Consider the following 16,817-nt stretch of genomic DNA (forward strand, 5'->3'; position numbering starts at 1 on the left):
ACAAAAGATGGAGGCTCCCTTCTGCCCAGGGACATTCAGACAAGATCAAGGAGACAATTATGCAGATTTCGTTTAGAACTTCGGTCCGAGTGAGAAAGCTCGAGAAAGCCCCATTATTATATGGTCATTGGACACTAATGCTATTAAGGAATTCATTTATTAACGACAAAAAACCGTCCCCAAATGGGAACGGCATGTGACGTCGATTTTAACGGCGTCTATTACGGTTACGGAGGAAGGTTGGAATATCCAAAGCCTCATCACCTTGATTGGCATTACGTGCAGGCTGTTCATTGACTTCTTCTCTCTTCACTTCACGCTTCACGTTTGGCTGTGGCGTTTGTTGTGTCTGAGGTCTTGATTGCTGCTGTTGTCCGAGTGTTGGACGTCCAGAAGGCCGTATTGAAGCTTCAACCTCGTTAAACCCTGTTGCAATTACCGTAACGACGATTTCATCTTTAAGGTTTTCATTGATAACAGAACCAAAAATCATGTTTACGTCTTGATCGGAAGCAGTAGCCACGATATCGGCAGCTTCCTGGACTTCAAAAAGACTTAGGTTCGTACCACCGGTAATATTCATCAGTACGCCTTGGGCACCATCAATCGATGTTTCAAGCAACGGACTGGAAATGGCTTTTTTCGCCGCTTCCGCCGCACGGTTTTCCCCTGAGGAAATCCCGATTCCCATAAGTGCGGAACCTTTGTTGGACATGATGGTCTTCACATCGGCAAAGTCCAAGTTAATAAGACCTGGAACAGCAATTAAATCTGAAATCCCTTGTACACCTTGGCGAAGTACATTATCGGCTTCACGGAATGCTTCAAGCATTGGCGTGCTTTTATCGACGATTTCAAGGAGGCGGTCGTTCGGAATGACGATCAGTGTGTCAACCGATTCCTTCATGGAGGAAATGCCGCCTTGTGCCTGTGTTGCACGTTTTCGGCCTTCGAAAGTAAATGGACGTGTAACTACCCCCACTGTAAGAGCCCCTAGATCTTTAGCAATGCCCGCTATGACAGGAGCAGCCCCCGTTCCTGTACCGCCGCCCATTCCAGCCGTTACGAATACCATATCGGCACCTTTAAGCGCTTCTTCAATCTGCTCCTTGCTTTCTTCAGCAGCTTTTTTTCCTACCTCGGGATTGGCACCTGCACCCAAACCGCGTGTAAGCTTCCCACCGATTTGCATTTTGATTTCTGCTTTTGATAGATTAAGAGCTTGTGCGTCAGTATTGACAGAAATAAACTCAACACCCTGTACACCATGCTCGATCATTCTGTTTACCGCATTGTTTCCGCCGCCGCCAACACCTATTACTTTTATCGTTGCTAATTGTTCTAGATTAGAATCAAACTCCAACATGACAATCCTCCTATTTTGACGAAATTCCCGATTCTTAATGATTGTTATTCAAAAAAGTAACCCAAGATTTTTTTGAATTTAGATTCACCTTTTTCACCTTGTTTTTTAGCCGTGTTCTCTTTGTTTTTCTGAGAAACCTTCTGGCTGCGCTGGTTGTTATCTTCTTGAGCTTGTCCAGCTGCTACAGGAGTTTTATTAGCGGTGTTTTTTTGCATTCTCTCTTTCTTGCATGCGTGTTTAATCAAACCAACAGCTGTCGTGTATTGGGGTTCCCTAACACCGATGTAATTGGGTTCAGCTGTCCTTACTCTGTTTTGGAACACATATTGAGCTAGCTCCAGGACTCCCGGCATCTTGACGACGCCCCCGGTCAACACGAAACCACCCGGTATATCCTGGAAGCCAAGTCTCTTCAAATCATCTTGAATCAACTCGAATATTTCGGTCACCCGCGCTTCAATGATATCCGAGAGCATTAACTGGTTGCAGGTCTGCTTCTGATCGCTGCCGATGATCGGTATTTGGAATACTTCATCTTCAGACGCGTCATCATAAAAGGCATGTCCATGCTTTACTTTTATTTTCTCAGCTTCTTCCATCGTTGTCCTTAGAACGATGGAAAGGTCCTTCGTAAGTGTTTCCCCGCCTATAGGTATCACAGACGTATATTGTAAATAGCCTTGTTCGAAAATTGCCAGAGTCGTGGAACCTCCGCCAATATCGACAAGTGCCACACCAAGTTCTTTTTCATCCTTGGATAAAACAAGGGAACCTGCGGCTAAGGGCTGAAGGGCGATATCGGTTATTTCTAACCCTGCCCTTTCCACACAGCGCAGCGTATTATGTAAAATTGTCCGAAGACCTGTGATTAAAATCCCTCTCATTTCCAACCGGACACCTATCATGCCCCTTGGATCACTGATTTCATCAAGTTCATCAACTTTGTAGTGAATCGGCACCACGTCGATGATTTCCCTGTCGGATGGTATCGTTATTAACTCCGCTGCTTCTCTAACACGGAAAACGTCATGCTCGGTAATCTCTTTATTGTCACTGGATACCGCTACTACCCCATGACACGGTTGAAGCGTCACGTGATTTCCACTTATGCCGACGATTACCTTTTTTATCTCCATCCCTATCATCCGTTCTGCTTGCTCTATAGCCTTTTGAATGGATTGGACGGTTTCATCTATACCGACGATCGAACCCTTTTTGAGCCCCTCTGATTTAACATTTCCTACACCGATTATATTTAATGTGTCATTGACCATTTCCCCAATGATAACTTTTACACTGGATGTACCGATGTCAAGACTTACGTATATTTCGTTGCTGTTCATTCCATGGCACCTCCTTCAGTTTTATACATGTATTAGTAGAATAACATTTTTATATCGAAGACTTATACATTATAGAATAACAGAACTGATTGCAACAACTCGCGAATCATATTAAGCGGTTCATTTTGTATTTCCCGTACAAAACTCGTAGATTTCTCAATCTATGGTGTTTATTGTTCGCTTCTAAACAAGAATGATCTACTTAATAAACTAGATACTGCCTTAAACTATTCGTCATTTATAACTTAATTCCCTTTAAAATTATAGATTTTTTTTCTGCTTTTTCCGGGAAATGGACCATTTTTCAATTAGGATCCTTCTAATCAGGGCGATATTTTGAAAGAGCCTTACACCGAACACAAAGATTGCGGCTAAATATAAGTCTACACCAAGATGTACACCTAGAAAAGCCAAACCTGCAGCTAAAACGATATTAAAGAAGAATCCTGTTACAAATACAACTTCATCATAAATATTTTGCAGATGTGCCCGTATGCCCCCAAATAAGGTATCAAAAGCAGCAAGCACGGCGATGGAGAGATAATTTGAATATTCATGGGGAATATCAAAATCCACCAAAAAACCGAGGGTGATTCCAATCAATAGTCCAAAAACTGGCAGCCACATTACGATTCCCCCCCATCCATAATGGGTTCCATGTGTTCCACATTAATAGCATTTTGGTAGGCCGGCAATGTCAACTGACCGGAAGGCACCTTAATCTGCACTTCAAAATTATCTATAAAGAAATCATCCATAAGTTCGGAACCTTCAATACGCTGCTTCAGTTTCTTTGGATTAACGGTTATTGCCTGAATTTCGACCGGGTAATGAACAAGAGGATATCCGTCCATTTTCGGCTGCCCATTAATATCACGAATAACCGATGTCGATATATACCTTTGACCTGAAATGGAAATTTCGTCAGCGCCATACCTATGCATTTCATTAATGAGCCGAATGATCAATACAGGTGAAATATACTCGACCTTCTCACCAAGAAGGATATCTGCTTTGATAGGCTGTATTGATACGATTACTCCATTTCCTTTTATTTCGGTCAAACCTGCGTCAGTCTTTAATTCGGTCAGGGTGTCACGCAAAACTTCCTCTTTACTCTCATTTTTCTTTGTTTCATAGGATGCTATTTTTCCCTCTAGCTTACTGATACCCTCTATTAAATCCGCCTGGGTCTGCTGTTCTTTCAATAAATCATTTTTCAGCTCCCACATATCCCTTGTATCGGAAACGACAGGCTGATTCACCAAATTGAATTGAATAGCGAGCATGAAGCCAGCAATCAACGTAACCAAACTAAAAGAAAGCTTTTTTTTCATTTCCAGTTTCTCACCAATCTTTCATCGAATCCGGCGGTCTGATCACCCTCCAATAATTGGATCAAAAATGATATTCTTTTGCTTTTCCACTGTAAAGATAATATTCTCATTAACCAGCTGTTCCTTGATGCCACCGGGTAAGTCTAGTGAAGCGCCCAGGACATCCGGGTCCCCAATCGCAGATATGATGAAGGGAGCAGGATGCTGATGGCCATCGATTGTAATCACTGGCCCATTACAAGTTATGTATGAATCATGATTTAACCTTTGACCGTTAATCGCAACAGCCTCTGCACCTGATATGTATAGTTCATTGACGACCTTGAAGACATGCTGTTCATGGACGAGGTAATTATTAACATTGGCTTCTGAATCTATATCTGTACCATCTTCAAGTGTCACTTGAAGGCCTGAGCCTTTCACTTTCACTTTTCCGAGAAACATACGGTATTTTTCCGTATCCTTTGCCAAATTGAAAAAAAGCTGCTTTTCCTGAGCTAAGTCTTTTTCTATTTGGGATACATTTTCTTGCTTCTGAAGGAGTTCCTTCTGAAGTTCCCGGTTCTGTTTCTCTTGTTCGATCAGCTGCTGCCTGAGCACATATTCCTGATCCCAGGCTTTGTCCTTCCCTGCACCTTCACCTTCTTTGGTCAGATTGTAAGAGAAGGCAATCATGAATCCGAGAACCACGCAAACCAGGGATAATACCACCTGTTTGCCATTAATTTTCCTCATTAGTGTCTTCCTTTTGTTCCGCGTCTTCATATGCTTTAAAATAAGAACCGACTTCCAGATCGATGACTCCCTTTACCTCTGGATCCAACTGGCTGACAATCGATGGATAGTGAATCATTTTCTCGTATAAAGTACGGCTTGTCGCACTTACTTCAAACCCATCGTTCATAAACATGACGATATGATAGACATCGGTTTTGGTTGGAGCGTAATGAATTTCTGAAATGGCATTCTGAATCTCGACAGGAAGCTTGTCCAGCTCTTCTAAAAGCAACTTTAATGCTTTACCCTCTTTGAAACCAATTAAAACAGGGGCAAATACTGGAATTTCACCTGTTGCTAACTCCTCTAAAACGGACCCGTTTTCCAAAATGGGTGCAAACTTCCCATTATTGGACAGATATGCCATCCTGTTATGTTCCGAAACAGTAATTTTAATGGAATTAGGAAATACCGGTGTCACCTTAACGCTTTTTATTTCTTGATTTTTTTTGATATTGGCTGCGGCTTCCCCTGTATCAACCTTCCAGATGCTTCGATCCTTCTTCACCTTACTCAATTTAATGATCTGTTTGGAAGTAATATAACGATTCCCCTCTACCTGCACGGTTTTCACATAGCTCAACGGGGATAAGAAATATAGCACACAAGCAACCAGAATGAAGAAAAGGGAAAGCAAAAGAACAAGTCGCCTGTTAGCTTTGCTTTTTCTTAATTGTTTTAATTTCGGGATGCGGTCCTCAATGGAAACGATTTTCCCCTTTTCCATCCCATTCACCTCTTCCTGAAAAAATGGATGGTTCTTGACAGTGCGAAATCAAGACAAACTCAATATTTGGTTATTAACAAACTTTAAAAGGTAACACATTATATCACAATATTTGGATATAATGAATCCTATTATTTCCTGCCGATAATTTCCACTTCTGTTTCCATTTCAATTTCAAATTTATCATACACAGTATCCTTCACATGCTGTATCAAGGCTTGAACATCCGCTGCACTTCCATTACCTGTGTTAACGATAAAGTTCCCATGCATCGGTGAAATCTGGGCTCCGCCAATAGAATGTCCCTTCAGGCCCGCATTCTCGACCAATTTACCAGCATGATGTGGAAGTGGATTCCTAAATATGCTCCCGGCACACGGAAGATTATACGGCTGGGTTTCTTTACGATAATTCTTGTTATTCTGCATTCTTTCAACGATTTCGGTTTTATCACCCTCTGTCAATTGAAAAATTGCTTCCAGTACGATACCAGGTCTTTTCTTCTGAAGCAGAGAAGTTCGATAAGAAAACTCCATGTCTTCCCTCGAAAGCCAAGCTAGAGTTCCATCTTCAAAAAGAACATGAGCCTCCTTGAGGATTTCACTCATATCGGAACCGTGTGCACCAGCGTTCATATAGACAGCTCCGCCGACGGAACCAGGAATCCCACTGGCAAATTCCAATCCTGCATACCCTTTTTTACTGATTTGTACGGATAGGCTGACAAGTGATACCCCAGCTCCTGCTTTAATCTCCGTTCCATTTATCTCGAGATGATCAAGTCCTTTACCCAATTTAAGCACGGCACCTTCAATTCCGCCATCACTGACAAGTAGGTTCGAGCCCCTGCCGATCACCCTCCATGGCATTCCATGTTCTTTAATGACCTGCATCGTTTTTTCTATATTTTCAATGGATGACGGCACGATGAATAAATCAGCCGGCCCCCCAATTTTCATAGTTGTATGATTCGCAAGCGGTTCCTGTTCAAGAACTTTGCCGATTTTCATTTCAGTTAATTGCTTTATCACATTATCCATGATAAACCTCCTTGTTGTTCCAAAAATTCCAAGTTATGATTTTCATTTCCTCTTCCATGAGGTCACTTATATTACAAGATTAACAACGCCTTTTTAGCAGAAAAATGAACAGAAGCAAGCCCCAGTACGGCCTAACCCTCTTATACTATAGTCTAAACAAAGCCGTATTGCCAATATTTATTGTGGATTCCCCAACATTCATACATGGTAATATTTAAGCGGCATTTCAATTATTTCTAAATTTCGGCGAGGCACCCTCCAAAATCGTTTTCCTGCAAGGGTTTTTAACGTAAAAAAAAGGAAACCCTGCGTTTAACAGGACTTCCTTTTTGCCAAACCATTTTACTTATTTCAGAACCTTGAATAACGGCTAATGTTCAGGAGCACCCCAATCGCCATCAACATAAGTGTCAAGGATGAACCACCATAACTTAAGAGGGGCAAGGTGATCCCCGTAACTGGCATCAGTCCCGTTACCACCCCTATATTGATCATCACTTGAATGGCGACCATTGCAATGATTCCCACCGCTACAAGGCTCCCATATAAATCAGGAGCACCAAGTGCAATCCGAATGCCCCGCCAAAGCATAAGGGCAAATAATAAAATGACCAGGGAGCCCCCGATGAAGCCAAGTTCCTCGGAAAGTATGGCAAAAATGAAATCAGTCTGCGGTTCTGGTAAATAGAAAAACTTTTGACGGCTTTGCCCGAGTCCCAATCCGAACAATCCCCCGGGCCCGATAGCATAAAACGATTGAATCATTTGAAATCCACTGCCCAAAGGGTCTTCCCAAGGATCTAGAAAAGACGTGATCCTTTTTATCCGGTAGGGCGCTGACAAAATCAGACCGATAAAACCTGCTACCCCGATTAGACCCAAGCCGACAAAATGACTGATTTTTGCCCCGGAAATAAAAATCATAACGATGCATGTTCCAACCATTACCGTTCCCGTTCCAAGGTCCGGCTGTAACATGATCAATCCAAATGCCAAAAACACTAACCCCAGGGATGGAAGCATCCCCTTTTTAAAGGAGGTGATCAGCTTTTGCCGTTCTGATAAAAACTTAGCTAAAAAAGCGATCATCGCCAGCTTCATGAACTCAGAGGGTTGGACCGAAAAGGCACCTACACCAATCCAGCTCCTCGAACCATTTCTCGCCATCCCTATACCTGGTACAAGCACAGCCAGTAACATAATGAAACAAATGATGATAAGGATCTTGGCCCATGTCCGCCACGTCCAGTAATCCACATTCATGATGAAAAACATGGCTATGACACCAACGCAGGCAAACAGCAACTGTCTTTTAGCAAAATAAAACGAATCATCAAATTTATATGTTGCCCAAATGGCACTCGCGCTGTAAACCATGATTAATCCAACAGTCAAAAGACTTAAGGTGACGATTATGAGAATGAGATCAGGATTCGATTTTTTTAATGGCACGGACATCCACCTCTAGGAAGTTTTTCGAGCCTACGAATATAAACATGCTGATTGCTTGTCAGCACTTTAGTCAAAAAAAAAGCGATAACGGCTCATTATCGCTTTTTTCCAAGGTGTCAACGTAGAAGCAGGTTCACTTCTCTCTGCGAAAGCTCTTACTTAAGTTTATGCACGGCCTCCATAAACATGTCTCCTCTTTGCTCAAAAGTTTTATATTGATCCCAGCTTGCACAAGCCGGGGAGAGAAGAATGCAGTCGCCTTCATTTGATAATTCAAATGCAGCCGGCACGGCCTTTTCTACATTATCGACACGTTTTATATTCGCTATTCCTATTTCTTTGGCTACCCGTTCAATTTTTTCTGCCGTTTCACCAAAAGTTATCACAGCTTTAACATTTTTCATCGCCGGTTTCAACTCATCAAATTCATTTCCCCGATCCAAACCGCCCGCCAATAAGATGACAGGATCCGTAAAGGATGTTAGCGCTTTGGTTGCTGCAAGAATGTTCGTCGCTTTCGAATCATTATAAAATTTACGGTTATCGACCGTTGCTACGAACTGCAGACGGTGCTCCACACCATAAAATGTTTTCAGTACAGTCTGAATGGCTTCGTTAGCTACACCCTTCAGTTTGGCCGCTGAGATGGCCGCGAGCACATTTTCCAAATTATGCTTCCCAGGAAGGGCTATCTCTGAAACTTCAATGATTTTTTCTCCTCGGAAACAGGCTGCACCATCTTCCACATAGGCTCCATTCTCATGTTTCATTTCAGCTGAAAAAGGAACAAGTTCAGCCTTGGTCTTTTTCGCCATGGATAAAACAAGATCTTGATCTGCATTATAAATCATGAAATCTGAGGCTATTTGATTTTTCGTAATGGCAGCTTTTGCTTCGACATATTCCTGTTTGGAACTGTGATAATCCAAATGTGCATCATACAAATTTGTCAAGATTGAGATTTCAGGACGAAATTCGTCTATTCCCATTAACTGAAACGATGATAATTCAATGACGATCGAGTCATCTGGTTTTGCTTTTTCAGCAACACCTGAAGCCACTGTCCCGATATTACCGGCAATCAGCGGGGATTTTTCACCTGTCTTCAACATTTCGTATATCAATGTTGTCGTAGTCGTTTTGCCATTTGTACCAGTGATTCCTATAAAAGGTGCTTCACTTATCTGATAGGCCAGTTCAACTTCCGTGATAACGGGAATCCCTTTTTCCATTGCCCCTTTTACAATAGGGTTCCGATAGGGAATTCCCGGGTTTTTAACGATCAGTTCGAAACCCTCATCAAGTAGCTCGATCGGATGACTACCGCAGATGACTTTGATTCCCTGTTCAAGAAGTCCTTGAGCCTCAGGATTTTCCGATAATGGCTTCATGTCATTAACCGTCACGAAAGCACCTAATTTATGTAGAAGCGAAGCTGCCATCACTCCGCTTTTTGCCAAACCCAATACTAATATCTTTTTCTCTGAATACTTTACAGTCTCTTTCAATTATATCCACACCTCTAAATAGATTCCGAGTACCGCACACAGCAGCCCCACTGTCCAGAAAGTCACGACGACGCGCCATTCCGACCAGCCGGAAAGCTCATAATGGTGGTGAAGCGGACTCATTTTAAAAATACGTTTACCAGTCGTTTTAAAAGATCCTACCTGCAGAATGACCGAGAGCGTCTCAATGACGAAGACTCCGCCAATGATTACCAGGAGGATTTCAAGCTTCGTTAACAAGGCGATGGTTGCGATCGCTCCTCCAAGGGCCAAGGAACCCGTATCCCCCATGAAAACCTTTGCTGGATGTGCATTGAACACCAAAAATCCAAGTACTGCACCGACTACCGCCACCGAAAAAATAGCGACATCATATTGTGACTGACTCCAGGCCAAAATGGCAAAAGCACCAAAGGCAATGGCTGATGTTCCTGAGACAAGTCCATCAAGCCCATCCGTCAAATTGACGGCATTCGAAAAACCTACCAGCCAGAAAATAACGATAAACAGATAAAACCAGCCAAAATCAAATGCAAAGTCAGTGCCTGGAATCGTCAATTCAGGATTAAAACGGTCTGTCTGCTTAAAGACGAAGTAAAAGATGACCGAAATCACAATTTGTCCAAGCAGTTTTTGCTTGGAAGTCAGTCCTAGGTTTCTCTTCATGACCACTTTGATGAAATCATCCAGGAAACCTAATAAACCAAATCCTAAAGTAACGAATAATAATAAATACGTTTCGGTTGAAGGTGCCGAAAATTTCAAAGTCATGACTAGTGTTGCGATGGTAACAGATAATAATATGACCAAACCGCCCATTGTGGGTGTTCCTGTTTTCTTAAGATGCGATTGTGGGCCTTCTTCCCTGATACTTTGCCCGAATTTCAATCTTCTTAAAAACGGGATGAAAATCGGCGAAAGAAGAACGGTTACTAAAAACGCCACCAAAATCGTATAAAAAATCACTTGTTCCAACATTCCTTACTCCCTCATTCCTAACACAATTCAAATATAAAGTTCTGCTTGATGTCTTTTCTTATTTGTTGCAGGGCAATTTCAGCGTTGGTTCAAACTGAACCCAAACGACTTTGAATCGCCTTTTCCGCTTCTTCACGATCATCGAAGTGAAGCACTTCTTCACCGACCAATTGATATGTTTCATGACCTTTTCCAGCTATTAATATAACGTCGCCCTCTTCCGCCTTGGAAACAGCGTAAGCTATCGCCTGCCTGCGGTCTTCAATAACCGTATATTCTTTGCCTGCTACACCAGCTTCCATATCCCGCAGAATCTGGGCAGGATCTTCACTGCGTGGATTATCCGAAGTGAAGATCGGGTCAGTCGCCAAGCTGCATGCAATTTCGGCCATGATGGGACGCTTTGTCTTGTCTCGGTCCCCTCCGCAGCCCACTATCACAAAGATTTTCTTTCTAGCAAACTCACCAACAGTCTTTAGAACATTTTCTAAACTGTCCGGAGTATGGGCATAGTCAACAATGACCGGGAAGTCCTGATTCGCTGTAATGAGCTCAAAACGGCCTGCAACACCTTTTATTTCCTCGATGGACCTAATTGTCTCATCTAGATCGTTACCGGCGCACAAAGCAGCAGAGATGGCAGAGAGTACATTATAAACACTGAATTTACCAATTAGCTTCAGCTGAATGTAACGCTCTTCTTTACCTGCTGTCAAGGTGAACGATGTGCCATTTGCATCAATTTTTATATCCTTGGCCCTGATATCTGCTTCTTTGTCTATGCCGTATGTTACGACTGTAGCAGCAGTCGCTTTAATGAAATCAGCTGTTGCCTCATCATCAGCATTAAGAACAGCATATTTAGGACGGTTTTCTATGTAAGCATTGCCGAGCTGTGAGAAAAATAAGGATTTTGCCTGCCTGTATCTGTCCATGGTTTTATGAAAATCCAAATGATCCTGTGTGAGATTCGTAAAGACGGCAATATCATAATCACAGCCATGGACACGTCCAAGCTCAAGTGCATGCGATGAAACTTCCATTATGGCCGTGGTAACAGATGCTTCGGCCATTTCATGAAAAGCCTTCTGCAGCGTAACGCTATCTGGCGTCGTATTCTTAGTTTCATATACCGTATCGGCAATTTTTGTATACATCGTGCCGATCAAGCCTGTTTTTTCTTGTCGATCCTCGAAAATCTTTTCCAATAAGTGACTGGTCGTCGTCTTTCCATTCGTACCTGTAATTCCGATCAAGCGCATCTTTTGTGTCGGATGGCCATAGAATGCATCGGCAAGCACCGCCATAGCCCTGCTCGAATCCCTGACTACGATCACGGGAACATCGAGGTCAAGCGGCCTTTCGGCAATGACTGCTGCAGCTCCATGTTCTACAGCAAGTTGGGCAAAATCATGACCATCAACTGTATAACCTTTTATACAAACAAATAAACTTCCGTCTATGACTTTACGGTTATCATTTTCAATGGAGGTGATTTCAGGATTTTCTCCTTCATACGTAAATAAGGAGTGTAAATAAGATAGTAATTTGTGAAGCTTCATTTTTCCATCCCTCTCAACTTAATTTGAGGATTCATTATATGTGATTTGCCTTGGCTTGTCGAGAAACCAATTTCAATTATACGGGGTTATCCCGACTCCGTAAACAAAGCGGCTGATGATTCTTCAGCCGCTTTAACTATTCATATATTATATTATACTTATTCTGTATTTTCGCCAAGATAAATTCTTATTGTAGAGCCTTGTTTTACCTTAACACCTGGATCCGGGGCTTGATTTATGACTTTATCCCCATTGCCGGCAATATCCAGCTTAAGGTCGATGAGCTGGGTTTGCAACTCTTTTTTGCTGAGACCCACAACGTCAGGTACCTTGACCATGACGGGATCCGTCCAGACCGTTTCCTTCTCAATCTGGTTTTTCCTCGGCTTGACGCCCATGGCCCTAAGTGAATCCTCCATGATATTCCCAACGATCGGTGCGGCAACGACCCCGCCGAATTGTACCGTTCCTTTCGGATTATCCACAGCTATATAAACGACGATTTGCGGATCATCCGCTGGAGCGACACCAATGAATGAGAGAATATAATTATTATCAAGGTATCTGCCATTTTCAGCTTTTTGGGCTGTACCCGTTTTCCCGCCCACTCGGTAAGACTCCACGAATGCTCCTTTACCGCTACCTTGGGCAACAACGGATTCAAGTGCTTCACGGACTTTCTTCGAGGTTGCTTCTGAAATTACCTTTTTCTTCGCCTGTGGGGTCTTTCGCATCAGCACTTCCCCATTTTTTGGATTAACCAGTTCCTTCGCGATATAAGGTGTATACAAAGTTCCGCCATTCACAGCCGCTGATACCGCTGTCACCTGCTGAATGGGCGTTACGGCTACACCTTGTCCAAACGCGGTCGTTGCCTGCTCAACCGGACCCACTTGATCCATGTTGAACATGATTCCTTTTCCTTCTCCCGTTAAATCAATCCCCGTCTTTTGCCCAAACCCGAAATCATTTATATATTTAAACAGCTTGTCTTTACCAAGCCGGTTCCCTAATTCTACAAAACCAGGGTTACATGAGTTCTCGACGACTTCAAGAAAAGTTTGGTCCCCATGTCCTCCTCTTTTCCAGCAATGCAGTGTAGACCCTGACACTTCCACATGTCCGGAATCATAAAAATGTTCCTTTTGTAAGTCGACCTTCCCTTCCTCAAGCGCCGCAGCAAGCGTGATGATCTTAAAAGTCGAACCTGGTTCATATATACTCCAAACTGGTAAATTACGATTATACACTTCTGAAGGTACATTTTGAAAATTGGCCGGGTCGAAGGTTGGCCTGCTTGACATCGCCAATATTTCCCCTGTATTCGGGTCCATTGCAATGGCAATTATACCATCGGGATTATATGTCGCCTCCGCATTATCGAGCTCCCTCTCTACAATTGTCTGGATTTTGCTATCGATGGTAAGCTTCAAGTTATCACCATCAACAGGGGGCTTATAGTCATCGGCCATATTCTCAAGCCTTTTCCCTTTCGCATCCGAGTAAAATTTAACGAATCCTTTTTCCCCACTTAGTTCCTTATCATAAGACAATTCAATACCCATCAACCCTTGATTGTCAGAGCCTGTAAAGCCAAGAACATGAGAAAGGTATTCACCAAATGGGTAATGGCGCTTTGAATCTTCAGCGATATAAACACCCTTTATCCCTAATGCTTTAATTTCCTTCGCCTTTTCATGAGATATCTTTCTGCCTTCCGGAATTCTGACGCTCATCGCCTGTTTCGTTAACCATTGATAAGCCTTTTCCTTTGTCATATCCAATATTGAAGCAAGCTGTTCCGCCGTCTCCCCAGGATTCTCAATCTGTCTTGGGATGACATAGACTGTTGGCGCAGATATATTCGTTGCCAGCTCGACACCATTCCGATCCAGAATTTCTCCTCGTTTGGCTTCAAAAGGAATATTCCTGCTCCAGGAATCTTTAGCCAGCCCCGTCAACTTATCCCCTAGATAAAACTGTACAATTCCCAATCGGATATCAATGATAAAAAAAACAACGATACCGATCGCCAATGCGATTGCCAGCCGTTTTCGGACAGTAACATTCGAAACACGCAAAAACAGGCACCTCCATTTCATACATGCTTCAATATATGCTTGTCTACTCGATGCTAGAATAGAAACTTCGAAAGAATTAAAGAGGGGATCCATTTGGATCCCCTCTTTATCTTCAATCTGTTTTCTCTTCTGTCGGTATATCTTCACCAGCCCCTTCAGGCTGGGATAATTCAATATTGAAGATCTCTCCTTCATTAACCTTTTTCCCGGCCTCAAGACTCTGTTTACTCACATATCCGGCACCTTCAGTTTTCAGATCCAGTTTTGCAAGCTTAGCCAATTTCATAACATCGCGCAGGGACCATCCCTTCATGTCAGGAACTTTCATTTCGCCTTCCGTCCTCAGGATTATCTTTTCACCCTGTAAGAGTATACTCCCTGCTTTCGGGGATTGATCGAGCACTTTACGTCCACTTCCGATCGTACTTACATCATAACCTAGTTCCTTCAGTTCTTTGACAGCTGAACTCTCGGTTTGATTCGTATAGTCAACGATTTTATTTGCTTTCTGTTTTTTAACATCAGAAGGTTTGATGTTTAGATATTGCAAGCTATTTTGCATGACAGGATTAAATATTTCTGACAATGGATCAGCCCCAACATATGATGCACCTAACTTCGGCTGCTTGACCGCAACATACATGACCAACTGCGGATCATCTTTTGGAGCCATACCTAAAAAGGAGAATACATAGTTATTTTTCCCTTCTAAATATCTACCTGTCGGACCCGCAATTTGTGCAGTGCCGGTTTTCCCCGCTACTTCATATCCATCAATGGCATATTTTTTCCCTGTTCCTTTTTTCGCGGAAATTACCGTTTCCAAATAATCACGTACTTGTTTTGCAGTTTCTGCCGAAATCGGTTGCCCTGTCACTTTCGGCTTTGTCGTTTTCAAAACTTTTCCGGTATCCTGATCGGAAATGCTTTTTATCACGTACGGACGCATCATTTTTCCGTCATTGGCTATTGCGGATGCAGCCTGGATTTGTTGAATCGGTGTAACGGTTGAACCCTGCCCAAAGGAAGTTGTCACTTTTTCAAGCTTATACTTGTATTGAATTTTACCGGTTATCTCGTTCGGCAGGTCAATTCCCGTTTTTTCATCAAATCCGAACTTAGTCAAATACTCACGGAAAGTATCCGCTCCTATCTTATCCATTGCAAGAGTAGCAAAAGCGACGTTGGAGGAACGTTGAACCCCTTCAAGAAAGGTCATGCTCTTCCCTCTTTCGATTCCGCTATGATCTCCGATTTTCCCCGATCCGGCTTTGTAGGTCCCAGCAACAAAACTTTCATTCGGATTAAAGACCCCTTCCTCAACAGCCGCGGCAAGGGTGAATGTTTTCATGGTTGATCCCGGTTCGAAGGTTTCTTCAATAGCCAGGTTACGCCATGTATCCGTAAGCCCGACTTTCGTTGTCGGATGGAAGGTAGGCCTTTGCCCCATCGCCACAATCTCCCCCGTTTTGGGATTGGAGACAATCGCTATGATTTGCTCGGGATCGTATTTTTCCTGCACTTTGCTCATCGAATCTTCCAGGAACGTTTGTATTTTCTTGTCGATGGTAAGCATGACATCATTGCCATTATCCGGAGCAACAACCTTTTCCTCCTTATCCGGCAAGAGGAAGCCCCATGAGTCACTGTCATATGTCAGCTTCCCATCCGTTTCCTGCAATTCTTTATTGAGGTACTTTTCGATGCCGAACTTACCAGCCATTTCTCCCGTTTCTTCATCCTTTTCTACATAGCCAATCAGATGGGAAGCGAAAATTCCATTAGGATAAAAACGTTTATTGGTTCTTCCGAATGTAATTCCCGGCAGTTCCAATTTTTCTATTTTCTGCTTGACGACCTGAGTCAAATCCTTGCCGGCACTGCCAAACTCCACCTGGTATGCCCCTTTTTTCGTAAGTCTTTCATAAATGTCCTGTTCATCCATTTCGATATATTCAGCAAGCTTATTCGCGGTCATCTCCGGATCCTTGACATGCTCCGGCTCCTTTTCACTGAGTACAGCCCTTAAGATATAGGAGGAAGTATCCTCGGCGATGACTTCACCTTTTGTATCGAGTATGCTTCCCCTTTTTGCTTCTATGACCTGTTTTTTTTCATATTTCTTGTCGATTTTTGAAGCCAGAACCTCCCCGCCTGCTGTACCTGTCACCTGAATATACAAAAAGCGGCAGACTAACACAAAAAAGAGCAGGCCGAATAAGAAGAATAATCCGGCTGCCCCATGCTTCATATTTTTTTGTTTCTGCATTATTACTGCACACCCTTCACATTATTCTCATTTAACTTGAACCCTAGCGCTGCAGCTTTTTTCCAAATTCTTTCGTATGTACTAAGTTCAGCAACCTGCACTTTCAAATCATCATTCACTTTACCCTGTTCTTCAATCGAAGTTTCCACTAGCTGGATCTCTTTATTCGTTTCATAGATGGCCGCTTGATTAGAGACTATTTTCACTCCAATAAAGGTAACCATGATAGCAAGGGCACATAGTAAGATAACTTCACCAATGGAAATCTTCGCTTTACGGATGACCACTGTTTGATGTGACTGTTGCTGCTGTTGGTCTTCATATTGCTGTTCTTGTATTTTTTTGGCTATGGAACTCATTCATGTTCCCCCTTACTG

General features: G+C 42.8%; 14 protein-coding genes. All 14 read right to left on the minus strand.

Going from position 1 to position 16,817, the window contains the following annotated elements; genetic code table 11:
* Positions 1–208: 208 nt before the first annotated feature.
* The 14 genes from ftsZ to ftsL all read right to left on the minus strand — a co-directional run bounded on the left by ftsZ (position 209) and on the right by ftsL (position 16,799).
* The gene (ftsZ, locus tag QFZ73_RS03340; RefSeq protein WP_251427754.1) at positions 209–1,366 is read right to left on the minus strand and encodes a cell division protein FtsZ; all 1,158 of its coding nucleotides are present in this window, start codon (positions 1,364–1,366) and stop codon (positions 209–211) included.
* 44 nt (positions 1,367–1,410) lie between these two features.
* Complete coding sequence (gene ftsA / locus QFZ73_RS03345) at positions 1,411–2,709, minus strand: cell division protein FtsA (RefSeq protein ID WP_251427751.1); 1,299 nt, start codon at positions 2,707–2,709, stop codon at positions 1,411–1,413.
* A gap of 261 nt (positions 2,710–2,970) precedes the next feature.
* Complete coding sequence (locus QFZ73_RS03350) at positions 2,971–3,336, minus strand: small basic family protein (protein WP_063231929.1); 366 nt, start codon at positions 3,334–3,336, stop codon at positions 2,971–2,973.
* Positions 3,336–4,046 carry a DUF881 domain-containing protein gene (locus QFZ73_RS03355; RefSeq protein ID WP_251427748.1) on the minus strand — a complete coding sequence of 237 codons (711 nt, stop codon included), beginning with the start codon at positions 4,044–4,046 and terminating at the stop codon, positions 3,336–3,338. The genes QFZ73_RS03350 and QFZ73_RS03355 overlap by 1 nt, the downstream gene beginning before the upstream one ends.
* Before the next feature lie 42 nt (positions 4,047–4,088).
* Positions 4,089–4,781 carry a DUF881 domain-containing protein gene (locus QFZ73_RS03360; protein ID WP_251427745.1) on the minus strand — a complete coding sequence of 231 codons (693 nt, stop codon included), beginning with the start codon at positions 4,779–4,781 and terminating at the stop codon, positions 4,089–4,091.
* Positions 4,768–5,550 carry a cell division protein FtsQ/DivIB gene (locus QFZ73_RS03365; RefSeq protein WP_251427742.1) on the minus strand — a complete coding sequence of 261 codons (783 nt, stop codon included), beginning with the start codon at positions 5,548–5,550 and terminating at the stop codon, positions 4,768–4,770. The genes QFZ73_RS03360 and QFZ73_RS03365 overlap by 14 nt, the downstream gene beginning before the upstream one ends.
* A 131-nt stretch (positions 5,551–5,681) precedes the next feature.
* Positions 5,682–6,590 carry a UDP-N-acetylmuramate dehydrogenase gene (gene murB / locus QFZ73_RS03370; protein ID WP_307262942.1) on the minus strand — a complete coding sequence of 303 codons (909 nt, stop codon included), beginning with the start codon at positions 6,588–6,590 and terminating at the stop codon, positions 5,682–5,684.
* A gap of 351 nt (positions 6,591–6,941) precedes the next feature.
* A complete protein-coding gene (gene spoVE / locus QFZ73_RS03375) occupies positions 6,942–8,042 on the minus strand; it encodes a stage V sporulation protein E (RefSeq protein WP_098371083.1) in 1,101 nt (366 codons plus the stop codon).
* Between the two features lie 155 nt (positions 8,043–8,197).
* A complete protein-coding gene (gene murD, locus QFZ73_RS03380; RefSeq protein ID WP_307262947.1) occupies positions 8,198–9,550 on the minus strand; it encodes a UDP-N-acetylmuramoyl-L-alanine--D-glutamate ligase in 1,353 nt (450 codons plus the stop codon).
* Positions 9,551–10,528 carry a phospho-N-acetylmuramoyl-pentapeptide-transferase gene (mraY, locus tag QFZ73_RS03385; RefSeq protein WP_034313901.1) on the minus strand — a complete coding sequence of 326 codons (978 nt, stop codon included), beginning with the start codon at positions 10,526–10,528 and terminating at the stop codon, positions 9,551–9,553.
* Positions 10,529–10,617: 89 nt separating this feature from the next.
* Positions 10,618–12,090: a UDP-N-acetylmuramoyl-L-alanyl-D-glutamate--2,6-diaminopimelate ligase gene (locus tag QFZ73_RS03390; RefSeq protein WP_307262954.1), complete on the minus strand. Its 1,473-nt coding sequence runs from the start codon at positions 12,088–12,090 to the stop codon at positions 10,618–10,620.
* Positions 12,091–12,248: 158 nt separating this feature from the next.
* Complete coding sequence (locus QFZ73_RS03395) at positions 12,249–14,171, minus strand: stage V sporulation protein D (RefSeq protein WP_251427728.1); 1,923 nt, start codon at positions 14,169–14,171, stop codon at positions 12,249–12,251.
* Positions 14,172–14,283: 112 nt separating this feature from the next.
* The gene (locus QFZ73_RS03400) at positions 14,284–16,440 is read right to left on the minus strand and encodes a penicillin-binding protein (protein ID WP_307262958.1); all 2,157 of its coding nucleotides are present in this window, start codon (positions 16,438–16,440) and stop codon (positions 14,284–14,286) included.
* A gap of 2 nt (positions 16,441–16,442) precedes the next feature.
* Positions 16,443–16,799, minus strand: a complete 357-nt coding sequence (gene ftsL / locus QFZ73_RS03405; protein WP_307262961.1) for a cell division protein FtsL — start codon at positions 16,797–16,799, stop codon at positions 16,443–16,445.
* Positions 16,800–16,817 lie beyond the last annotated feature (18 nt).

Origin of the sequence: Peribacillus sp. V2I11 (genome assembly GCF_030817135.1) — a bacterium.
Classification (GTDB): domain Bacteria; phylum Bacillota; class Bacilli; order Bacillales; family DSM-1321; genus Peribacillus; species Peribacillus simplex.

What these genes read in the sequence shown, in the direction of transcription:
- QFZ73_RS03355 (WP_251427748.1), bottom strand. Translation starts at nt 4,046, where the DNA reads ATGAAAAAAAAGCTTTCTTTTAGTTTGGTTACGTTGATTGCTGGCTTC.
- QFZ73_RS03390 (WP_307262954.1), bottom strand. Translation starts at nt 12,090, where the DNA reads ATGAAGCTTCACAAATTACTATCTTATTTACACTCCTTATTTACGTAT.
- mraY (WP_034313901.1), bottom strand. Translation starts at nt 10,528, where the DNA reads ATGTTGGAACAAGTGATTTTTTATACGATTTTGGTGGCGTTTTTAGTA.
- murB (WP_307262942.1), bottom strand. Translation starts at nt 6,590, where the DNA reads ATGGATAATGTGATAAAGCAATTAACTGAAATGAAAATCGGCAAAGTT.
- ftsA (WP_251427751.1), bottom strand. Translation starts at nt 2,709, where the DNA reads ATGAACAGCAACGAAATATACGTAAGTCTTGACATCGGTACATCCAGT.
- QFZ73_RS03365 (WP_251427742.1), bottom strand. Translation starts at nt 5,550, where the DNA reads ATGGAAAAGGGGAAAATCGTTTCCATTGAGGACCGCATCCCGAAATTA.
- ftsZ (WP_251427754.1), bottom strand. Translation starts at nt 1,366, where the DNA reads ATGTTGGAGTTTGATTCTAATCTAGAACAATTAGCAACGATAAAAGTA.
- QFZ73_RS03350 (WP_063231929.1), bottom strand. Translation starts at nt 3,336, where the DNA reads ATGTGGCTGCCAGTTTTTGGACTATTGATTGGAATCACCCTCGGTTTT.
- QFZ73_RS03400 (WP_307262958.1), bottom strand. Translation starts at nt 16,440, where the DNA reads ATGCAGAAACAAAAAAATATGAAGCATGGGGCAGCCGGATTATTCTTC.
- ftsL (WP_307262961.1), bottom strand. Translation starts at nt 16,799, where the DNA reads ATGAGTTCCATAGCCAAAAAAATACAAGAACAGCAATATGAAGACCAA.
- QFZ73_RS03360 (WP_251427745.1), bottom strand. Translation starts at nt 4,781, where the DNA reads ATGAGGAAAATTAATGGCAAACAGGTGGTATTATCCCTGGTTTGCGTG.